This window comes from Pseudomonas sp. NUPR-002, from assembly GCF_056322725.1.
The window spans coordinates 3,843,164-3,861,563 of record NZ_CM150476.1 but is presented as its reverse complement, the minus strand read 5'-3'; the positions used below and the strand labels follow the sequence as shown (position 1 = coordinate 3,861,563).

The 18,400-nt window shown below is 63.0% G+C and carries 16 protein-coding genes; 8 read left to right on the top strand and 8 right to left on the bottom strand.

Annotated features, from left to right (window positions below):
* Together ACVWSC_RS17330 and ACVWSC_RS17325 are read left to right on the top strand one after the other, a co-directional pair.
* Entirely contained in the window at positions 1-1,416 is a 1,416-nt protein-coding gene (locus ACVWSC_RS17330) for a Y-family DNA polymerase (RefSeq protein ID WP_442108062.1), read from the top strand.
* Positions 1,392-4,499, top strand: coding sequence for an error-prone DNA polymerase (locus tag ACVWSC_RS17325; RefSeq protein WP_442108060.1), 3,108 nt, complete (start codon positions 1,392-1,394; stop codon positions 4,497-4,499). Before ACVWSC_RS17330 ends, ACVWSC_RS17325 begins: the two co-directional genes overlap by 25 nt.
* 62 nt (positions 4,500-4,561) lie before the next feature.
* On the opposite strand, the gene ACVWSC_RS17320 is transcribed toward ACVWSC_RS17325, so the two are convergent.
* Positions 4,562-5,383 (bottom strand): aldo/keto reductase, encoded by an 822-nt coding sequence (locus ACVWSC_RS17320; RefSeq protein WP_442108058.1) that lies wholly within the window; start codon positions 5,381-5,383, stop codon positions 4,562-4,564.
* Positions 5,356-6,276, bottom strand: coding sequence for a LysR substrate-binding domain-containing protein (locus ACVWSC_RS17315; protein ID WP_442108056.1), 921 nt, complete (start codon positions 6,274-6,276; stop codon positions 5,356-5,358). The genes ACVWSC_RS17320 and ACVWSC_RS17315 overlap by 28 nt, the downstream gene beginning before the upstream one ends.
* A gap of 137 nt (positions 6,277-6,413) precedes the next feature.
* On the opposite strand from ACVWSC_RS17315, the gene ACVWSC_RS17310 reads away from it, so the two are divergent.
* The 3 genes from ACVWSC_RS17310 to ACVWSC_RS17300 all read left to right on the top strand — a co-directional run bounded on the left by ACVWSC_RS17310 (position 6,414) and on the right by ACVWSC_RS17300 (position 9,358).
* Positions 6,414-7,112 (top strand): CoA transferase subunit A, encoded by a 699-nt coding sequence (locus tag ACVWSC_RS17310; RefSeq protein WP_028946065.1) that lies wholly within the window; start codon positions 6,414-6,416, stop codon positions 7,110-7,112.
* Between the two features lie 36 nt (positions 7,113-7,148).
* On the top strand, positions 7,149-7,805 hold the full coding sequence (locus ACVWSC_RS17305; RefSeq protein WP_274293214.1) for a CoA transferase subunit B: 657 nt from the start codon (positions 7,149-7,151) through the stop codon (positions 7,803-7,805).
* A 131-nt stretch (positions 7,806-7,936) separates the two neighbouring features.
* Positions 7,937-9,358 (top strand): short-chain fatty acid transporter, encoded by a 1,422-nt coding sequence (locus ACVWSC_RS17300; protein ID WP_442108053.1) that lies wholly within the window; start codon positions 7,937-7,939, stop codon positions 9,356-9,358.
* Positions 9,359-9,448: 90 nt separating this feature from the next.
* Here the strand turns inward: ACVWSC_RS17300 and ACVWSC_RS17295 are convergent, their stop codons facing one another.
* Both ACVWSC_RS17295 and pdxR read right to left on the bottom strand, forming a co-directional pair.
* Positions 9,449-9,886 (bottom strand): carboxymuconolactone decarboxylase family protein, encoded by a 438-nt coding sequence (locus ACVWSC_RS17295; protein WP_442108051.1) that lies wholly within the window; start codon positions 9,884-9,886, stop codon positions 9,449-9,451.
* Between the two features lie 90 nt (positions 9,887-9,976).
* Positions 9,977-11,419: a MocR-like pyridoxine biosynthesis transcription factor PdxR gene (pdxR, locus tag ACVWSC_RS17290; protein WP_442108049.1), complete on the bottom strand. Its 1,443-nt coding sequence runs from the start codon at positions 11,417-11,419 to the stop codon at positions 9,977-9,979.
* A gap of 165 nt (positions 11,420-11,584) precedes the next feature.
* Here pdxR and ACVWSC_RS17285 point away from each other — a divergent pair, with 165 nt between their 5' ends.
* The 3 genes from ACVWSC_RS17285 to tam all read left to right on the top strand — a co-directional run bounded on the left by ACVWSC_RS17285 (position 11,585) and on the right by tam (position 13,467).
* Complete coding sequence (locus ACVWSC_RS17285; protein WP_442108047.1) at positions 11,585-11,830, top strand: DUF2790 domain-containing protein; 246 nt, start codon at positions 11,585-11,587, stop codon at positions 11,828-11,830.
* A gap of 168 nt (positions 11,831-11,998) precedes the next feature.
* Positions 11,999-12,619 carry a TetR/AcrR family transcriptional regulator gene (locus ACVWSC_RS17280; protein ID WP_442108045.1) on the top strand — a complete coding sequence of 207 codons (621 nt, stop codon included), beginning with the start codon at positions 11,999-12,001 and terminating at the stop codon, positions 12,617-12,619.
* An 83-nt stretch (positions 12,620-12,702) separates the two neighbouring features.
* Entirely contained in the window at positions 12,703-13,467 is a 765-nt protein-coding gene (gene tam / locus ACVWSC_RS17275) for a trans-aconitate 2-methyltransferase (RefSeq protein WP_442108043.1), read from the top strand.
* Positions 13,468-13,476: 9 nt separating this feature from the next.
* Here the strand turns inward: tam and ACVWSC_RS17270 are convergent, their stop codons facing one another.
* The 4 genes from ACVWSC_RS17270 to hydA form a co-directional block, all read right to left on the bottom strand.
* Complete coding sequence (locus ACVWSC_RS17270; protein WP_442108041.1) at positions 13,477-13,854, bottom strand: DUF2784 domain-containing protein; 378 nt, start codon at positions 13,852-13,854, stop codon at positions 13,477-13,479.
* A 182-nt stretch (positions 13,855-14,036) separates the two neighbouring features.
* Positions 14,037-15,314, bottom strand: a complete 1,278-nt coding sequence (preA, locus tag ACVWSC_RS17265) for an NAD-dependent dihydropyrimidine dehydrogenase subunit PreA (protein ID WP_442114322.1) — start codon at positions 15,312-15,314, stop codon at positions 14,037-14,039.
* Positions 15,311-16,678, bottom strand: a complete 1,368-nt coding sequence (locus ACVWSC_RS17260) for an NAD(P)-dependent oxidoreductase (protein WP_442108039.1) — start codon at positions 16,676-16,678, stop codon at positions 15,311-15,313. The genes preA and ACVWSC_RS17260 overlap by 4 nt, the downstream gene beginning before the upstream one ends.
* Positions 16,679-16,773: 95 nt before the next feature.
* A complete protein-coding gene (gene hydA / locus ACVWSC_RS17255) occupies positions 16,774-18,219 on the bottom strand; it encodes a dihydropyrimidinase (RefSeq protein ID WP_442108037.1) in 1,446 nt (481 codons plus the stop codon).
* Positions 18,220-18,400: the final 181 nt, after the last annotated feature.

Genomic DNA, 18,400 nt, shown 5'->3' with positions numbered 1-18,400 from the left:
ATGCTCTGGGCCTGTATTGTGCTGCCACAGCTGGCACTCGACGCGGTATTGCGTGGGCGCGCTGACCCTGACGCGCCGCTGGTGCTGCTCAACGGGCCACCGCAGCGCCGGGTGCTGCAGGCGGTCAATCCGGCAGCGGCGGCGCTCGGCCTGCGCGCCGGGCAGCCACTGACCAGCGCTCAGGCGCTGGCGGGCAATTTCGCCTGCGTCGACCATGACCCTGCCGCCATCGACGCCCTGCAGCAACTGCTCGCGGCCTGGGCTTACCAGTACAGCTCCCAGGTCAGCCTGCACTACCCACGGGTGCTGTTGCTGGAAGTCGAATCCAGCCTCGGCCTGTTTGGCCCGTGGCCTGCGTTCGAAGCACGCTTGCGCGCCGAGTTGAGTGCGTTGGGTTTTCGTCACCGTATTGTGCTGGCCAGTAACCCGGTGGCCGCGCGTATGCTTGCCAACTGTCATGATGGCCTGGCGCTCGATTGCCCTGAACAAACGCGCGCCGCCCTTGAGCAACTGCCCATCGAACGTGTCGGTTTGCCCGCCGAGGCCGCCAGCGCTTTCGCCCGCATGGGGCTGCGCAGGCTCGCTCAGGTCATGGCGCTGCCCCGCGAAGCCGTGGCCCGGCGTTTTGCCGCGGCGGTGCAACTGCATCTGGACCGTTTGCTTGGGCTGCGGCCCATGGCCCTGACGTTCTACCTGCCGCCCGATCGTTTCGATGCGCGCCTGGAGCTGAATTTCGATGTTGAGTCGCACCAGGCCTTGCTCTTTCCGCTGCGTCGTCTGATTAACGACCTGGCGGCATTCCTGGCCGGCCGCGACAGTGGCGTGCAGCGTTTTACCGTGCACCTGGAGCATGCCGAGGGCGCAGACACCTGTGTGCCCGTTGGCCTGCTGGCCGCCGAGCGTGACCCGCTGATGCTGTTTGAGCTGGCCCGTGGCCGCCTTGAGCAACTGCAGTTGCAGGCGCCGGTGCGCAACCTGCGTTTGCAGGCCGAAGACCTGCCGGCCTTTGTCCCGCAGCACCGCGAACTGTTTGACCCGCGTGCGCAGCAGAACCAGCCCTGGGAGCAACTGCGCGAGCGTCTGCGTGCACGCTTGGGCGACGCGGCGGTACACAGCCTGTCAACCCAGGCCGACCACCGCCCGGAATGCGCCTGGCGCCTGGACAATCCGGCGCTGCTGCTTCCCTCTACCGCAACAGCGCTGCGTCCGGGCTGGCTGCTGGCCGAGCCCCAGGCGTTGCCGGAGCAGGGCATGCAACTGCTGACCGAGGCTGAGCGGATCGAGTCTGGCTGGTGGGACGGCGGCGATGTGCGTCGCGACTACTACCGGGTGCAGACCCCCACCGGGCAGTACGCCTGGGCCTACCGCACCCTTGGCGAGGCGGGGCCGCTGTGGCTGCAGGGTTGGTTTGCATGAGCACGCCAGTGGCCTATGCCGAACTGCACTGCCTGTCGAACTTCAGCTTCCAGCGCGGTGCCTCCAGCGCCCAGGAGTTGTTCAGCCGAGCGCGCCAGCAGGGTTATCAGGCCTTGGCGATCACCGACGAGTGCACCTTGGCCGGTATCGTCCGGGCCTGGCAGGCGGCCAAGGCGGCCGAGGTGCCGTTGATCGTCGGCAGTGAAATACGTGTGCACGAGGGGCCCAAGCTGGTGCTGCTGGCAGAAAATCTGCTCGGCTATCAGCACCTGTGCAGGCTGATCACCGAAGGGCGGCGACGGGCGCAGAAAGGCGCTTACCAGGTGCTGCGTGAAGATTTCGACGCGCCACTGGAGGGTTTGCTGGCCCTCTGGGTGCCTGATGAAAACGAGCACGACCTGGCGCGTGGCCAGTGGCTGCAGGAACGCTTCGCCGAGCGCCTGTGGCTGGCGGTGGAACTGCACCGTGGCGCTGATGACGGGCGGCGCCTGCAACAGCTTCTGGCCCTGGCTGCGGCGCTGCAACTGCCTGCGGTGGCGGCGGGTGATGTACACATGCATGCCCGTGGTCGCCGGGCCTTGCAAGACAGCATGACGGCGATCCGTCACCATTGCACCGTGGCCGAGGCCGGGCAGCGTCTGTTCGCCAACGGCGAACGCCACCTGCGGCCCTTGGCGCAACTGGCCGAGCTGTACCCGCAGGCGTTGCTCGATGAAACCCTGCGTATTGCCGGGCGCTGTCGCTTCGACCTGAGCCAGCTGCGCTATCAGTACCCCAGCGAACTGGTGCCCGCCGGCCAGACAGCCAGCAGCTGGTTGCGCCACTTGTGCGAGCAGAAACAGCACTGGCGTTGGCCGCAGGGTATTGCCGAGAAGGCGCGGCAAGCGCTGGAACACGAGCTCGAGCTGATTACCGAGCTGAACTACGAGCACTACTTTCTCACCGTTTACGACATCGTCAACTTTGCCCGTGGCCAGGGCATCCTCTGCCAGGGGCGCGGTTCGGCGGCCAACTCGGTGGTGTGTTTCGTGCTGGGCATCACCGAGCTCGACCCGATGCACAGTCACTTGTTGTTCGAGCGTTTTCTGTCGCGCGAACGCGATGAACCGCCCGACATCGACGTCGATTTCGAACACGACCGCCGTGAAGAGGTCCTGCAGTACGTGTTCAACCGCTACGGTCGTCACCGTGCCGCCTTGACCGCCGTGGCCAGCACCTACCATGCCGCCGGTGCGGTGCGTGATATCGCCCGGGTGTTGGGCTTGCCGGTGGCACAAATCAACGCACTGGCCGATTGTTGCGGGCGCTGGAGCGATCGCTTGCCGCCGCCGGAACAGTTGCGTGAAGCCGGCTTCGACCCCGACAGCCCGTTGTTGCGCCGGGTATTGGTGTTGACCGGCGAATTGATCGGCTTCCCGCGCCACCTGTCTCAGCATCCGGGCGGCTTCGTGATTTCCGAGCAGCCGCTGGCCAGTCTGGTGCCGGTGGAGAATGCGGCAATGCCGGGGCGCACGGTGATCCAGTGGGACAAGGACGATCTGGATCTGGTCGGCCTGCTCAAGGTCGATATCCTCGCCCTGGGCATGCTCAGCGCCTTGCGCCGCTGTTTTGACCTGTTGTACCGCCATCGCGGTCGCCAACTGAGCCTGGCCAAGATCCCCGCCGATTGCGCCGCCACTTACGACATGATCGGCCGCGCCGACACCATCGGCGTGTTCCAGATCGAGTCGCGGGCGCAGATGGCCATGTTGCCGCGCCTCAAACCGCGGAAGTTCTACGATCTGGTCATCGAGGTGGCGATCGTGCGTCCCGGGCCGATCCAGGGCGACATGGTTCACCCTTACTTGCGTCGGCGCCAGGGCCTGGAGGAGGTGACTTACCCGTCGCCAGCGTTGCAGCAGGTGTTCGAGCGCACCTTGGGCGTGCCGCTGTTTCAGGAGCAGGTGATGGAGCTGGCCATGGTCGCCGGTGGCTATTCAGCAGGCGAGGCCGATCAGTTACGGCGTGCCATGGCGGCCTGGAAACGCCATGGCGGCCTGGAACCGCACCGCGAACGCCTGATCAGCGGCATGCTCGGCAATGGCTACAGCCGTGAGTTCGCCGAGCGCATCTTCGAGCAGATCAAAGGCTTTGGCAGCTATGGCTTTCCTGAGTCCCACGCTGCCAGCTTTGCCTTGTTGACCTACGCCAGTTGCTGGCTCAAGTGTCATGAGCCGGCAATTTACGCCTGCGCGCTGATCAATAGTTGGCCGATGGGCTTCTACAGCCCTGACCAGATCCTGCAGGATGCACGCCGGCATGCCATCGAGATCCGCCCGGTGGATGCCTGCCATAGCGACTGGGACTGCAGCCTGGAACCGGGGGCAGGGCAGGCGTTGGCGATTCGTCTGGGTTTGCGGCAGATTCGCGGCTTTCGCCAGGAAGATGCCCAGCGTATCGAGCAGGCGCGCAGCGCGGCGCCCTGGCGTGACGTCAGCGACCTCTGCCTGCGCGCCCAACTCGATGCCCGGGCCCGTGAACTGCTGGCCGACGCCGGGGCCTTGCGCGGGTTGGCCAGCGACCGCTACCGGGCGCGTTGGAGTGTGGCGGCGGTGCAGGCGCAGTTGCCCTTGTTCGCCGGTATCGAGGCGCCGCCAGAAGCGCCAGTGAGCCTGCCGCAACCCTCGGTCAGCGAAGACCTGTTTGCCGATTACGCCAGTGTTGGCACCACCTTGGGCCCGCATCCACTGACCTTGTTGCGCCGCCGTCTCGATGCCCTGGGCTGTCGCAGCTCGCAGGCCCTGGAGGGCGCCGAGCATGGCGACAAAGTCAGCGTCGCCGGCCTGGTGACCGGCCGGCAACGCCCGCAGACCGCCAGTGGCGTCACCTTTGTCACCCTTGAAGATGAGTTTGGCAATGTCAACGTCGTGGTCTGGCGTGAGCTGGCCGAGCGTCAGCGCCGGGCCTTGGTTGGCTCACGCTTGCTGCGGGTGAGTGGGCGGCTGGAATCTGAAAGCGGTGTGCGCCACCTGATAGCCCAGCGCCTGGAAGATCTCAGCCCTTTGCTGCAAGGGCTGGATATCCGCAGCCGCGACTTCCGGTAGGAGCGGGCTTGCCCCGCGATAGCGGTATACCTGACACACCGCTATCGCGGGGCAAGCCGCTCCTACACCATCGCCAGGTGCTGTTTGCGAGTGGGTGCGGGAAAGGCGCGGTCAATGGCGCGCACGTCTTCGCTGCTCAGGGTCAGGCTGGCGGCCGCGGCATTCAGGCGTACATGCTCGGGATCGACCGCCTTGGGGATCGCAATGATGCCGTTCTGGCGCGTTACCCAGGCCAGGCTGACCTGCGCCGGGGTAGCACCATGGCGCTCGGCAATCTCGCTCAGGGTCGGGTGCTTGAGCAAACGGCCGGCCTGGGCCAACGGGCAGTAGGCCATGGTCGGCAATTGGCGTTGCTGGCTCCATGGCAACAGATCGAACTCGATACCGCGCTGGGCAGGGTTGTACAGCACCTGATTGGTGGCGCAGTCCGGGTTGTGCAGCTCGCGCAGGTCGTCAGTGTCGAAGTTCGATACGCCCCAACGGCGAATCTTGCCCGCTTCACGCAAGCGCTCGAAGGCTTCAACGGTTTCTTCCAGTGGGTGCTGGCCGCGCCAGTGCAGCAGGTACAGGTCGATGCAGTCGGTCCCCAGGCGTTTCAGGCTGCGCTCGCAGGCGGCCGGCACACCCTTGCGGCTGGCGTTGTGCGGGTACACCTTGCTGACCACGAACACCTGATCACGGCGCCCGGCGATGGCCTCGCCGACCACTTCTTCAGCCCCGCCCTCAGCGTACATTTCGGCGGTGTCGATCAGCGTCAGGCCCAGTTCGATCCCTTGCTGCAACGCGGCCACTTCAGCGTTGCGTTGGCCCGGATCTTCCCCCATGTACCACGTCCCCTGACCAATGGCCGGAACCTCTACACCGGCAAGTTTGACTGTGCGCATGTCACCTCCTGTGGGCGAGTTTGTTCTTGTAATACGTCGAGCAGCGCCTGGGCTGCTGCCGAGAGTTTATGATCAGCCAGCATCGACACGCCAATGCGCCGTTCAATAATCGGCTCGACCAGCGCCACGCACCGGGCGCCCAATTCTTCCATCTGGCCAATGCACAAGGCCGGCACGGCACTGACGCCCAGACCATTGGCAACCATACGGCCGATGGTCGACAGCTGGTGACTCTCAAAGGCCACCGCCAGCTTGCCATGCTCGGCCGCCAGGTGCTGCTCCAGTAATAACCGCACAGCGGAAGGCCGCTGCAAGGCAATGAAATCTTCGGCCAGCAGTTCATGCCAGCTGACCTGAGCCTGTAGCGCTAACGGTGAGTCAGCGGGCACCACCGCAACGAAACGGTCCAGGTACAACGGTGTGAACAGCAGCGGCGCACTGACTTCCGGTTCAATGCCAATACCCAGCTCGACGCGGCGGTGGCGGACCAGCTCCAGCACTTGCTCGTTGATGACGTCGTGTACGGTGACGTTGACCCGTGGATAGCGCTGACGAAACTCTTTCAACACTGCCGGCAACAGGTTACCGGCGTAGGCTGGCATGGCCGCAATCGACACCCGTCCCAGTTGCAGGGTGAAGCGCTGGCGCAGCAGTTCTTCGGTGTTGTCCCAGTCGGCCAGCAGTTGCCGGGCCAGGGGCAGCAGCACCTCGCCTTCAGGGGTCAGGTTGACGCTGCGCGTGGTGCGGCTGAGCAGGGCGCCGCCAAGGTTATCTTCCAGGGCCTTGATGGTCAGGCTCAGTGCCGGTTGCGACAGGTGCAGGCGCTCCCCGGCCTGGGCAAAGCTTCGGTATTTGGCAACAGTGACAAAGGCGCGTAGCTGCTTGACGTTCATCGGTACCGGCTATTCTTTTGGAAAATTAATCAAATGATCATAAAAACAAAATTAACAAATAAGTCGGTTGGGGTGAAGATGGCGCAAACGCTCGCCGACACCCTTGTCGGATCAACAACTACAAAAGGCGGATCAGCATGGCCGGACTGGACAAGCGCGTAGCAACCTATGAACAGGCTCTTGAAGGCCTGACCGACAACATGACGGTACTGGCCGGTGGTTTTGGCCTGTGCGGCATTCCGGAAAACCTCATCAACGAAATCAAGCGTCGTGGCGTCAAGGGCCTGACCGTGGTGTCGAACAACTGCGGCGTTGATGGCTTTGGCCTCGGCGTGCTGCTGGAAGATCACCAGATTCGCAAAATGGTCGCCTCCTACGTGGGCGAGAACGCCGAATTCGAACGTCAATTGCTCAGCGGCGAGCTGGAAGTGGAACTGACGCCACAGGGCACCCTGGCGGAAAAAATGCGTGCTGGCGGCGCCGGCATTCCGGCCTTCTTCACCGCGACCGGCTACGGCACTCCAGTGGCCGACGGCAAGGAAGTGCGTGAGTTCAACGGTCGCAAATACATCCTTGAAGAAGCCATCACCGGCGACTTCGCCATCGTCAAGGGCTGGAAGGCCGACCACTACGGCAACGTGGTGTACCGCAACACCGCGCAGAACTTCAACCCGCTGGCCGCCACGGCCGGCAAGATCACTGTGGTTGAAGTCGAAGAAATCGTCGAGCCGGGCGTCTTGCTGCCTACCGAGATCCATACCCCGGGTATCTATGTCGACCGGGTGATTGTCGGCACCTTCGAGAAGCGTATCGAAAAACGCACCCTCAAAGCCTGAACCGTCCCCGAACAGAACAACAAAGAGATCCTGACTATGGCACTTACCCGCGAACAAATGGCTCAGCGCGTCGCCCGCGAACTCAAGGACGGCTACTACGTCAACCTCGGTATTGGCATTCCAACGCTGGTGGCCAACTATGTCCCGGCCGATATGGACGTCATGCTGCAATCGGAAAACGGCCTGCTGGGCATGGGTGAATTCCCTACCGAAGCGCAGCTGGACGCCGACATGATCAACGCCGGCAAACAGACCGTGACTGCCCGCCGTGGCGCGTCGATTTTCAGCTCGGCCGAATCGTTTGCCATGATCCGTGGCGGCCATGTCGACCTGACCGTACTGGGCGCCTTCGAAGTGGACGTGGAAGGCAACATCGCCTCGTGGATGATCCCCGGCAAACTGGTCAAGGGCATGGGCGGGGCGATGGACCTGGTGGCCGGCGCCGACAACATCATCGTCACCATGACCCACGCCTCCAAAGACGGCGAATCCAAGTTGCTGCCCCGTTGCAGCCTGCCGCTGACCGGTGCCGGTTGCATTCGTAAGGTGCTGACCGACCTGGCTTACCTGGAGATCGAGAACGGCGCTTTCATTCTGCGTGAAACCGCGCCAGGGGTGACGGTCGAAGAGATCATCGAGAAGACCGCTGGCAAGCTGATCGTGCCGGATGATGTGAAAGAAATGACGTTCTAACGTTCGCTTTTTGGGCCTCATCGCGGGGCAAGCCCGCTCCTACAGGGAACCACGCATTCCTTGCAGGAGCGGGCTTGTCCCGCGATGAGGCCCTTGTCGTTTCAAATAAAACCAATAAAAGGAATTCCCCCGTGGCCGCTGATATCCAAGACAGCCGCTCCGCACGCTTTGCCCTGCGCTGCTCAAACTGGGCCGAACGCTGGTTCCCCGACTCCTGGGTGTTCGCCGCCCTGGCCGTGACGCTGGTCAGCGTTGCCGCCCTGGCGATGGGCGCCAAGCCGACCGACACCGCCAAGGCTTTTGGTGACGGTTTCTGGAGCTTGATTCCGTTCACCATGCAGATGGCTTTTGTGGTCATCGGTGGCTATGTGGTGGCGAGCTCGCCACCGGCGGTCAAGCTGATCGACCGCTTGGCACGCATCCCGAAAAACGGCCGCTCGGCAGTCTGCTGGGTGGCGTTGATCTCGATGCTCGCCTCGTTGCTGAACTGGGGATTGTCGTTGGTGTTCGGCGGCCTGCTGGTCCGCGCACTGGCGCGGCGTACCGACTTGCACATGGACTATCGCGCCGCCGGTGCCGCAGCCTATCTGGGCCTGGGGGCGGTCTGGGCGTTGGGCCTGTCGTCGTCGGCCGCGCAGTTGCAGGCCAACCCGGCCAGCCTGCCGCCGTCGATCCTGGCGATCACCGGGGTGATCCCGTTTACCGAAACCATTTTCCTCTGGCAGTCGGGCGTGATGCTGGCGGCGCTGGTGGTGATTTCCCTGATCGTGGCCTATGCCACCGCGCCTGGCCCGAGCAGTGCCCGTAGCGCTGCCGACTGTGGCGTTGACCCAAGCTTCTCGGCACCGCCACCACCGCAGCGCACGCGCCCGGGCGAGTGGCTGGAATACAGCCCGATCCTGATCTTGCTGCTGGTGGCCCTGGCTGCGGGCTGGCTGTACAACGAGTTCAGCACCAAACCGGCCATTACTGCGATTTCCGGGCTGAACACCTACAACCTGCTGTTCATCATGCTTGGCGCCTTGCTGCACTGGCGTCCGCGCAGCTTCCTCGATGCGGTGTCCCGTGCGGTGCCGACCACCACCGGGGTACTGATCCAGTTCCCGCTGTATGGCTCGATCGCAGCGATCCTCACCCAGGTTCAGGGGGCGGACGCGCAAACCCTGGCGCACCACATCTCGACCTTCTTTGTGCAGATCGCCTCGCATGACACCTATGCGCTGCTGATGGGCGTGTACTCGGCGGTGCTGGGCTTCTTCATTCCGTCGGGCGGTGGCAAGTGGATCATCGAAGCCCCGTACGTGATGCTGGTGGCCAATGACCTGCAGTACCACCTGGGCTGGGCGGTGCAGATCTACAACGCGGCCGAAGCGCTGCCGAACCTGATCAACCCGTTCTACATGCTGCCACTGTTAGGGGTACTGGGGCTGAAGGCACGTGACCTGATCGGCTTTTCCTTTGTGCAGTTGCTGGTGCATATCCCGCTGGTGTTGTTTCTGCTGTGGTTCCTCGGTACCACGCTGCAATACACCCCGCCAGTAATGCCAGGCTAATACCACCTGCTGTAGGAGCGGGCTTGCCCCGCGATAGCGGCGTGTCAGTCACAGCGCCTCGCGGGGCAAGCCCGCTCCCACACTGGAGGATCAGCTTGGGATCATGGCGAAGCCGACGCCAAACCGGTTCCAGGCGTTGATGGTGGCGATGGCCAGGGTCAGATTGACCACCTCGGCTTCGCTGAAGTGTTCAAGCAGAGCCCGGTATTGATGCTCTGGCGCATGTCGCTCGGGCAGGCGGGTCAGGCTTTCGGTCCAGGCCAGCGCGGCACGCTCGCGAGGCGTGAAGAACGTGGTCTCTTCCCAAACGCTCAAGGTTTGCAGGCGCGCCTCGGTTTCACCGGCCTTGCGTGCGTCATTGGCGTGCATGTTGACGCAATAGGCGCAGCCGTTGATTTGCGAGGCACGCAAGCGAATCAGCTCCAGCAGCGAAGATTCCAGGCCCGATTTGCCCAGGGCCATTTCCAGGCCGACCATGGCTTTGTACGCCTCGGGTGAATGCTTGGCCCATTCGATACGATTGCTCATCTGTGTGCTCCAGTCAGTGCTGCCTCAGGCAGGGATGGCACTACCTTAGCGCTGCTGCGTGGCACCTCGAATAGCCAATTGCGGCGATTCTCAGGAGGCCAATCCCTCCAGGGTCTGCAGGGTGTCACGCACGCGGTCCAGTGCCGGGTCGATGTCCAGCAGTTCGATGGCGCCAAAGCCCAGCAGCAAGCCTGGGCGGACCGGGGCCTGTGCGTAAAAGGGCGCCAACGAATACAGCCCGACCTCGACCTTGCGCGCCATGCTGATCAAAAAGTCCACGTCCAGATCGCCCTTGGTCAGGGCACTCAAATGATACCCCGCAGTGGCTGGGACCACCTCGAACCAGGGCGCCAGGTCCCCCTGCAAACGCTGCAGGATGCGCTGGCGGCGTGCGGCGTAAACTTCGTGCACGCGGCGAATGTGTTTAAGCAGTGCGCCTTCACTGATGAAACGGGCCAAGGCCCACTGGTTCAGCGTCGACGTGTGCCAATCGGTCAATTGCCTGGCGATACACAAGGCTTCGTGCAGGGCCGGCGGCATGATGGTGTAGCCCAGGCGCAGTTCCGGTAACAGGGTTTTCGAAAAGGTCCCGACGTAGGCGACCAGGCCATGGCGGTCCATGCTCTGCAGTGAGTCGCTGGGCCGCCCCTGGTAGCGGAACTCGCTGTCATAGTCGTCTTCGATGATGATTGCGCCCAATGCCGCCGCACGCGCCAGCAAGGCCTGGCGCCGCGCCTGGCTCATCGGCATGCCCAGCGGAAACTGATGTGAGGGGGTGACGTAAATCAAGCGGGTGCCGTCGGCAATCTGCTCCACGCACAGCCCCTGGTCGTCGACCGGAACGTACTGCAATTGCGCACCTTGAGACAGGAACAGCTGACGCGCGGGGGTGTAGCCGGGGTCTTCCATGGCCACCTGACAGCCCGGCTCGATCAGCACCCGGGCGATCAGGTCCAGCGCTTGCTGGGCGCCGTTGCACACCAGTACATCGGCGCTGGTGCAACGTACCCCGCGGGCAAAGGCGATATGCCGGGCAATCGCTTCACGCAGTTCCGGCAAGCCCTGATGGGCCGCATAACGGGCACTGCCACGACGTATCTGGCGCAGCGCGTACTGGTTACAGCGGCGCCATTCATCAAAGGGAAACTGCGCCTTGCTCGACGCGCCGCCGATGAAGTCATAGCGCAAGGTGCTGGGCGCCAAGTCAGCCAGCAAGTTGCGTCGTGCGCGCCACTTTTCCAGGGTCGAAGCGCTGGCCAGGGGCAGGGCAGCGGTGACTGGCGGCAAGCGGGTCGAGGCCGGGGTGATGAAGGTGCCTTTACCCACCGTGGCGCTGAGCAGGTTGTCGTAGGTCAGGCGGGAATAGGCTTCAGCCACGGTCTTGCGCGACACGCCCAGTTGCTCGGCCAGCAGCCGCGTTGGCGGCAGTTGCGTGCCCGCAGCCAGGCGCCCGCTGTCGATGCCTTCGCGCAGTTGCTGATAGAGCTGCTCGGCCAGGCCTTTATGGCCTTGCAGGTTGATATGAAGTTCCATGCCGGGGCCGGTTCGCGTGCAATTGACAGAGCAGCAGATTAACCGATCTGCCCGGGCACTGCCGTTGATCCCCTCGAACGACGTTTGCCCCCATGCGCGCCACACTTTAATCGTCGGGGTTCTCCGGCGTGTCGGCGAACCTCTTGCGCAAACAGGAGCGTCGCCATGTACCTGCGAACTCTGCTACTCGGCCTGGGGTTGTTAGTGACCGCCACCGTCCAGGCTTCCGAATCAACCGCTGTGTATCACTACGGCATGCCGCTGGATATCGCCAAGGTAGTGCAGATGAGCGAACCTGATAGCCAACTCTGCGATGTGGTGCAGGCCAGCATGGTCTATCTCGACTCTGCCGGTCAGCAACATACCTTGCAGTACCTCAAGCTGGCGCTGGCGTGCAGCGATGGCGGTTAAGCGCAGTCTGTAGGCAATGATCACCCTGGCCGGCCGCACCGCGCCGGGGTGGCTGGACGGTGCCCGCTGAGCAGGGCAGGAATCTGCTTGTGAAGATTTTTGCCAGCAACCACCGAATCGGCCAGATCCGGTGGTAGCCTTGCAGTGTCAGTCGCAATGGATCTGGTCATGGCCCAGCACAAGCTCAGCATTCGCCAACGCAATGTCGACAACATCCTTCTGGCGGCCGAGCAGGTCTTTGCGGAAAAAGGCTATGCCGGGACGGCCATGGCCGACATTGCCGAAGCGGCGCAGTTGCCGCGTAGCAATGTGCACTATTACTTCAGCACCAAGGCTGAGCTTTATCAGGCGGTGTTATTCGGCTTGCTCGATGTGTGGAAGCAGGATGCCCTGTGCTTTGAGCTTTACGACGATCCGCGCATCGTCCTCAGCAGCTACATCCGCGCCAAGATGAACCATTCGCGTACACGGCCCTTTGGCTCCAAAGTCTGGGCCAACGAGATCATCCATGGTGCGCCCAACCTTGGCGAGGCGCTGGACGACCCGCTGTACGACTGGGCCAAGATGAAGGAAGCGAAGATCCGCCAGTGGATCGACGATGGCCGCATCCTGGCGGTGGAGCCTTCGGGCTTGTTGTACATGATCTGGGCGTCGACCCAGCACTATGCCGATTTCAGCCATCAGGTGGGCGTGCTCAACGACCATCAGCCACTCAATGAATTGCAGTTCGAACGGGCGGTGCAGACGGTCACCAGTGTGATCCTGCGCGGCATCGGCCTGGAACCGTAGGCGCGGGCTTGCCCCGTGATTGCGCTATGCCTTCCGCACCGCCGCTCCAACAGGATGATTTTCTGACAAACAAGGAGTCCGCAATGACCTGGTCAGCAACCCAGTACAGCACCTTCGAAAACGAACGCACCCGGCCGGTGCGCGACCTGCTGGCGGCTTTGCCCCAGCGTCCGATCAACACCGCCATCGACCTCGGCTGTGGCCCTGGCAATTCGACCGAGGTGCTAGCCGAGCGTTTCCCGGGGGCGAAGGTCACTGCTCTCGACAGCTCCGAGGACATGCTCCAGGCTGCGCGCCAGCGTCTGCCTGACATCGAATTCACGTTGGGGGATATCGGTACCTGGACCGCGCCTGAAGGGGTGGACGTGATCCTCGCCAACGCGTCGCTGCAATGGCTGCCAGATCACGCATTGCTGTATCCGCACCTGGCCAGGCAATTGACCGAGGGCGGCCAGCTGGCGATCCAGACGCCGGACAACCTCGACGAACCCGCCCATCGCCAGGCTCGTGAAATCGCCAGCCGGGGGCCCTGGGCGCAGAAAATTGCGGCAATCAAGCACCCGCCACGGCACACCGCAGATTACTACTACGACATCCTCAGTCCGCATTGCCGGGAGGTGCAGGTCTGGCGCACCACCTATTACCACCCGTTGACGGGCGGCGCGCAAGCGGTGGTGGAGTGGTTCAAGGGTTCAGCGTTGCGGCCCTATCTGGCGGCCCTGAAGGCCAATGAACAAGCGGATTTCCTTCAGTTCTACCTGCAGGCGATGCAGCAAAGCTACCCGGCCGCCGCAGACGGCAAGGTGTTGTTGCCGTTCCCGCGCTTGTTCATTGTGGCCACGCGCTGAGCACGGGCTTCAGCGGCTGACTTGCCGGCGCGGCCAATGGCGGATCACCTGTAGGTACACCAGGGCATTGACCACGACCACCACCGAGCCCAATAGCACCTGAATACCCGGCGTCAGGCCCGCCGGGTAGATGATCGGCAGGATGTAGTGCTCAATGAAGCCGCCTTGGTAGCCCGCTTGGCCCGCGGCCTGGCGTAAGTAATTTTCCCAGTCGGTGAGCGGGCAGTACAAGTGCAGGAACTCCACGGCGATGCCCCAGCTCAGGGCTGGCAAGTGCCACCACAGTACGCCGCGCCATTTGAGCACCAACAAGCCGCCAAACAGCACGAAGACTATGAACAGCAGGTGAAACAGCACCAGGCCTTCGGCGCCGAGGCGGTAGAGCATGACGATGCACCTTTGCGGTGGCGGATGCGGGTATGCACCATTATGCGGGAGTAGTGGTGTTTACTTAGAAAAAATCTCGCAACTTGGATGTCGGGCCGGTGGGAGCGGGCTTGCCCCGCGATGCGATGTGTCTGACATATCGCTATCGCGGGGCAAGCCCGCTCCCACCGGGACAAGGGGTCTCAGGAAGCTTCGCGGTAGGGGTTGCGCGGGTCGTGCTGCCAGTCGAGGAACGGTTTGCCGGTGTCCTGCGGCACCATGTCGATACAGTCCTGCACCGGGCAGGTGATCTGGCACAGGTTGCAGCCCACGCACTCGGCGTCGATCACCTCGTAACGACGGCTGCCATCGGCCTGCTTGAGGCTGGCGATGGCCTGGTGCGAGGTGTCTTCACAGGCGATGTGGCAACGGCCGCAACCGATGCAGGCGTCCTGATCGATCTTGGCGATGACCTGGTAGTTGATGTCCAGGTACTTCCAGTCGGTGGTATGGCTCACCGCACGCCCGCTGAAATCTTGCAGGCTGCGATAGCCCTGACTGTCCATCCAGCGCGACAGGCCATCCTTCATGTCTTCGACAATGCGAAAACCATGGAGCATGGCTGCCGTGCACACCTGCACCGCGCCGCAACCCAGGGCAATGAACTCGGCAGCATCACGCCAGCTGCCGATACCGCCGATACCGCTGATGGGCAAGCCACGGGTGGCCGGGTCGCGGGCGATTTCGGCGACCATGTTCAGGGCAATGGGTTTGACCGCCGAGCCGCAGTAGCCGCCGTGGGTGCTCATGTCGCCGACAATCGGCAGGGCCACCATGCGTTCGAGATCGACGCTGGTGATCGAGTTGATGGTGTTGATTAGCGACACCGCGTCGGCGCCGCCACGGTGGGCCGCGCGGGCAGACTGGCGGATGTCGGTGATGTTGGGCGTGAGTTTGACGATCACCGGCAGCGAGCAGTGGGTCTTGCACCAGCGTGTGACCTGTTCGACATACTCCGGCACCTGGCCTACCGCCGCGCCCATGCCGCGCTCGGGCATGCCGTGCGGGCAGCCGAAGTTCAGTTCGATGCCATCGGCACCGGTGGCTTCCACCAGTGGCAGGATGGTTTTCCACGCCTGCTCGTTACACGGCACCATCAGCGACACGACCAGGGCACGGTCGGGCCAGGCCTTTTTCACCTGGGTGATTTCCCGCAGGTTGATCTCCAGCGAACGGTCGGTAATCAGCTCGATGTTGTTGATGCCCATCACCTCGCGGTTGACCCCGTAATGGGCCGAGTAGCGCGAGGACACGTTGACGGCGGCCGGGTCTTCGCCGAGGGTTTTCCACACCACGCCGCCCCAGCCTGCCTCATAGGCGCGGACTACGTTGTAGGCTTTGTCGGTGGGCGGCGCAGAGGCCAGCCAGAACGGGTTGGGCGCCTTGATGCCAGCAAATTCGATCGACAGGTCAGCCATTATGCAGCCTCCACATTGAGCGTCAGTTGCGCATGAATGGCCTCGGCGGCCAGCTTGCCGTGTTGTACCGCTTGCACCGTGAGGTCCTGGCCCAGATGGGTGCAGTCGCCGCCGGCATAGACGCCGGGCAGGCTGGTGCGCATCTGTTCATCGACGCGAATGCGTTCGCCATCGCGTGCCAGCATCTGCGCGCTGTGGTCACTCAGGGCCTGATCGTCGAAGGCCTGACCGATGGCTTTGAAGATGGCATCGGCGGCCAGTTCGAAGGTTTCTCCAGTGCTGTGCAGGCGGCCGTCGATCAGCTGTGTGCGAGCAAAGCGCATACCGCGCACTTTGCCCTGATCATCCAGCAGCACCTGCTCCGGCTGTGCCCAGGTCAGCAGGCGTACCTGATTCTCTTTAGCGATGTGCTGCTCATGCTCGGTGGCGCCCATGTCTTCGATGCCACGGCGGTACACCAGATTGACGTCGCGGGCGCCGAGGCGGGCCATCTGTACGGCCATGTCGATGGCGGTATTGCCCGCGCCGAGGACGATGCAGCGATCGGCCACGGGCAGGGCAGTGAGGTCTTCGGCCTGACGCAGTTCGCGAATGTACTCGGTGGCAGCGAGCATGCCGGGCGCGGTCTCGTTGGCCAGGCCCAACTGGCGGCTGGCGTTCAGGCCCAGGCCGAGAAACACCGCGTCGAACTGCTGTTGCAGTTCGGTCAGGGTGAGGTTTTCACCCAGCACCTGGCCGTGACGGATCTCGATACCACCGATCTGCAGAACGAAGTCCACTTCGCGCTGGGCGAAGTCATCGACCACTTTGTATTTGGCGATGCCGTATTCGTTGAGACCACCGGCCTTGGGCCGTGCTTCGAAGATCACCACATCGTGACCGTGCCAGGCCAGACGGTGCGCACACGACAACCCGGCAGGGCCAGCACCCACCACCGCGATGCGCTTGCCGGTACTGGCGGCGCGCTGGAACGGGTGTTCTTCGAACTCGGCGTGATCGAGGGCGTAACGTTGCAACAGGCCGATCAGCACCGGGGCGCATTCCTGATGGTGGTTACGCACACAGGCCTGTTGGCAGAGGATTTCAGTCGGGCAAACACGTGCGCAACTGCCGCCAAGGATGTTGGCCGAGAGGATTTTCTCTGCCGCGCCTTGCACGTTTTCCTGATGGATGTTGCGGATGAACGAGGGAATGTCGATGTCGCTGGGGCAGGCGTTGACGCAGGGCGCGTCATAGCAATACAGGCAGCGTGACGCTTCGACGGCGGCCTGCCGGGCGTTGAGTGGTGGCGCCAGGTCGCTGAAGTGTTCGGCCAGGCTGGCGTTGTCGGTGGACGGTCGCGGGAGATGGTTGAGGGACTCGATCACGGTAGTTTCCTCATGGTTCTTATAGTTTTAATGCCTGGATCGCGGGGCAAGCCCGCTCCCACCGAGGTAGGAGCGGGCTTACCCCGCGAAGCTATTCAGCGCTTGACTGCAGTTGGCCGCTGATGCTCAGCACGCTTACTCAACAAATCGAACACCGCCGGGTACGCCGGGCGCTCGATGTAGCGCCCGGCGCCACGCTCGGCGCGCAGGTCGCCATTGGCCCAGACCAGCTTGCCCTGGCTGATGGTGTGGCTGGGGATACCGCGCACGGTCTTGCCTTCGAAAATGTTGAAATCAACCTGTTGATGGTGGGTCGCCGCAGAAATAGTGCGGGTGCCCTGCGGATCCCAGAGCACCAGGTCGGCATCGGCGCCGACCCGCAAGGCACCTTTACGCGGGAACAGGTTGAAGATTTTCGCCGTGTTGGTGGAGGTCAGCGCGACGAAGTCCTGCATCGACAACTTGCCGGTGTTCACCCCTTCATCCCAGAGCACCGCCATGCGGTCTTCAATACCGGCGGTGCCGTTGGGAATGCGGCTGAAGTCGTCGCGGCCGGCGGCTTTCTGTTCGGCGCAGAAGCAGCAGTGGTCGGTGGCGGTGGTATGCAGGTTGCCCGACTGCAGGCCATGCCACAGGGCAGCCTGGTGCCCGTCCTCGCGCGGCCGGAAGGGGGGACTCATGACGTAGCCAGCGGCGGTTTGCCAATCGGGGTGACGGTAGACGCTGTCGTCCAGCAACAAGTGCCCGGCCAATACTTCGCCGTACACCGGCTGGCCATTGGCGCGGGCATAGGTGATTTCATCCAGCGCTTCGCGGGTCGAGACATGCACCAGGTACACCGGGGTCCCCAGGGTTTCGGCAATGCGAATGGCGCGGCTGGCGGCTTCACCTTCGACCTGGGACGGGCGCGACAACGGATGCGCTTCAGGGCCGGTGATGCCCTGGGCAAGCAGTTTGCGTTGCAGGTGATAGACCAGCTCGCCATTTTCCGCATGCACGGTGGGCACCGCGCCCAGCTCCAGGCAGCGCTCAAAGCTGGCGACCAGGGTGTCGTCGGCCGCCATGATGGCATTCTTGTAGGCCATGAAATGCTTGAAGCTGTTGACGCCGTGCTGGCTGACCAGCTCGCCCATCTCCTGGCGTACCTGCTCGCTCCACCAGGTAATGGCGACGTGAAAGCCGTAGTCGGCGGCGGACTTCTCTGCCCAGCCGCGCCACTGATGAAAGGCTTCGAGCAAGGATTGCTGCGGGTTGGGAATAACGAAGTCGATGATCGACGTGGTGCCACCGGCAAGCCCTGCAGCGGTGCCGCTGTAGAAGTCTTCGCTGGCGACGGTACCCATGAACGGCAACTGCATATGGGTGTGCGGGTCGATGCCGCCCGGCATCAGGTACTGGCCGCTGCCATCAAGCACTTCGCAGCCGTTGGGAAGGTCGAGGTCGGTGCCGATGGCCTTGATCACGCCGTCGGCACACAGCACGTCGGCGCGATAGCTTTCCTCATGGGTAATCAGGGTGGCGCCACGAATCATAAGCGTCATCAGATGCTCCTCGCAGGCTTGACCGGTTGGTACCGGTTCTAGGTTTTGTACTGATTGCAGCGTAGGTCAAAAGCTGTCACTGCTGTCAGGAATTGAATCTAGTAGCGGTTCAGGATTAGGGCAAATAATTAATTTATAAGCTTATAACAACGCTAACTAGCTGAAATTAAACGAATAACTC

Excerpts from the sequence above, each read along its gene's own strand:
- ACVWSC_RS17285 (WP_442108047.1), top strand. The coding sequence starts at position 11,585 with ATGTACCTGCGAACTCTGCTACTCGGCCTGGGGTTGTTAGTGACCGCC.
- ACVWSC_RS17310 (WP_028946065.1), top strand. The coding sequence starts at position 6,414 with ATGGCCGGACTGGACAAGCGCGTAGCAACCTATGAACAGGCTCTTGAA.
- ACVWSC_RS17315 (WP_442108056.1), bottom strand. The coding sequence starts at position 6,276 with ATGAACGTCAAGCAGCTACGCGCCTTTGTCACTGTTGCCAAATACCGA.
- ACVWSC_RS17295 (WP_442108051.1), bottom strand. The coding sequence starts at position 9,886 with ATGAGCAATCGTATCGAATGGGCCAAGCATTCACCCGAGGCGTACAAA.
- ACVWSC_RS17305 (WP_274293214.1), top strand. The coding sequence starts at position 7,149 with ATGGCACTTACCCGCGAACAAATGGCTCAGCGCGTCGCCCGCGAACTC.
- ACVWSC_RS17280 (WP_442108045.1), top strand. The coding sequence starts at position 11,999 with ATGGCCCAGCACAAGCTCAGCATTCGCCAACGCAATGTCGACAACATC.
- ACVWSC_RS17320 (WP_442108058.1), bottom strand. The coding sequence starts at position 5,383 with ATGCGCACAGTCAAACTTGCCGGTGTAGAGGTTCCGGCCATTGGTCAG.
- ACVWSC_RS17330 (WP_442108062.1), top strand. The coding sequence starts at position 1 with ATGCTCTGGGCCTGTATTGTGCTGCCACAGCTGGCACTCGACGCGGTA.
- pdxR (WP_442108049.1), bottom strand. The coding sequence starts at position 11,419 with ATGGAACTTCATATCAACCTGCAAGGCCATAAAGGCCTGGCCGAGCAG.
- tam (WP_442108043.1), top strand. The coding sequence starts at position 12,703 with ATGACCTGGTCAGCAACCCAGTACAGCACCTTCGAAAACGAACGCACC.
- hydA (WP_442108037.1), bottom strand. The coding sequence starts at position 18,219 with ATGACGCTTATGATTCGTGGCGCCACCCTGATTACCCATGAGGAAAGC.
- ACVWSC_RS17270 (WP_442108041.1), bottom strand. The coding sequence starts at position 13,854 with ATGCTCTACCGCCTCGGCGCCGAAGGCCTGGTGCTGTTTCACCTGCTG.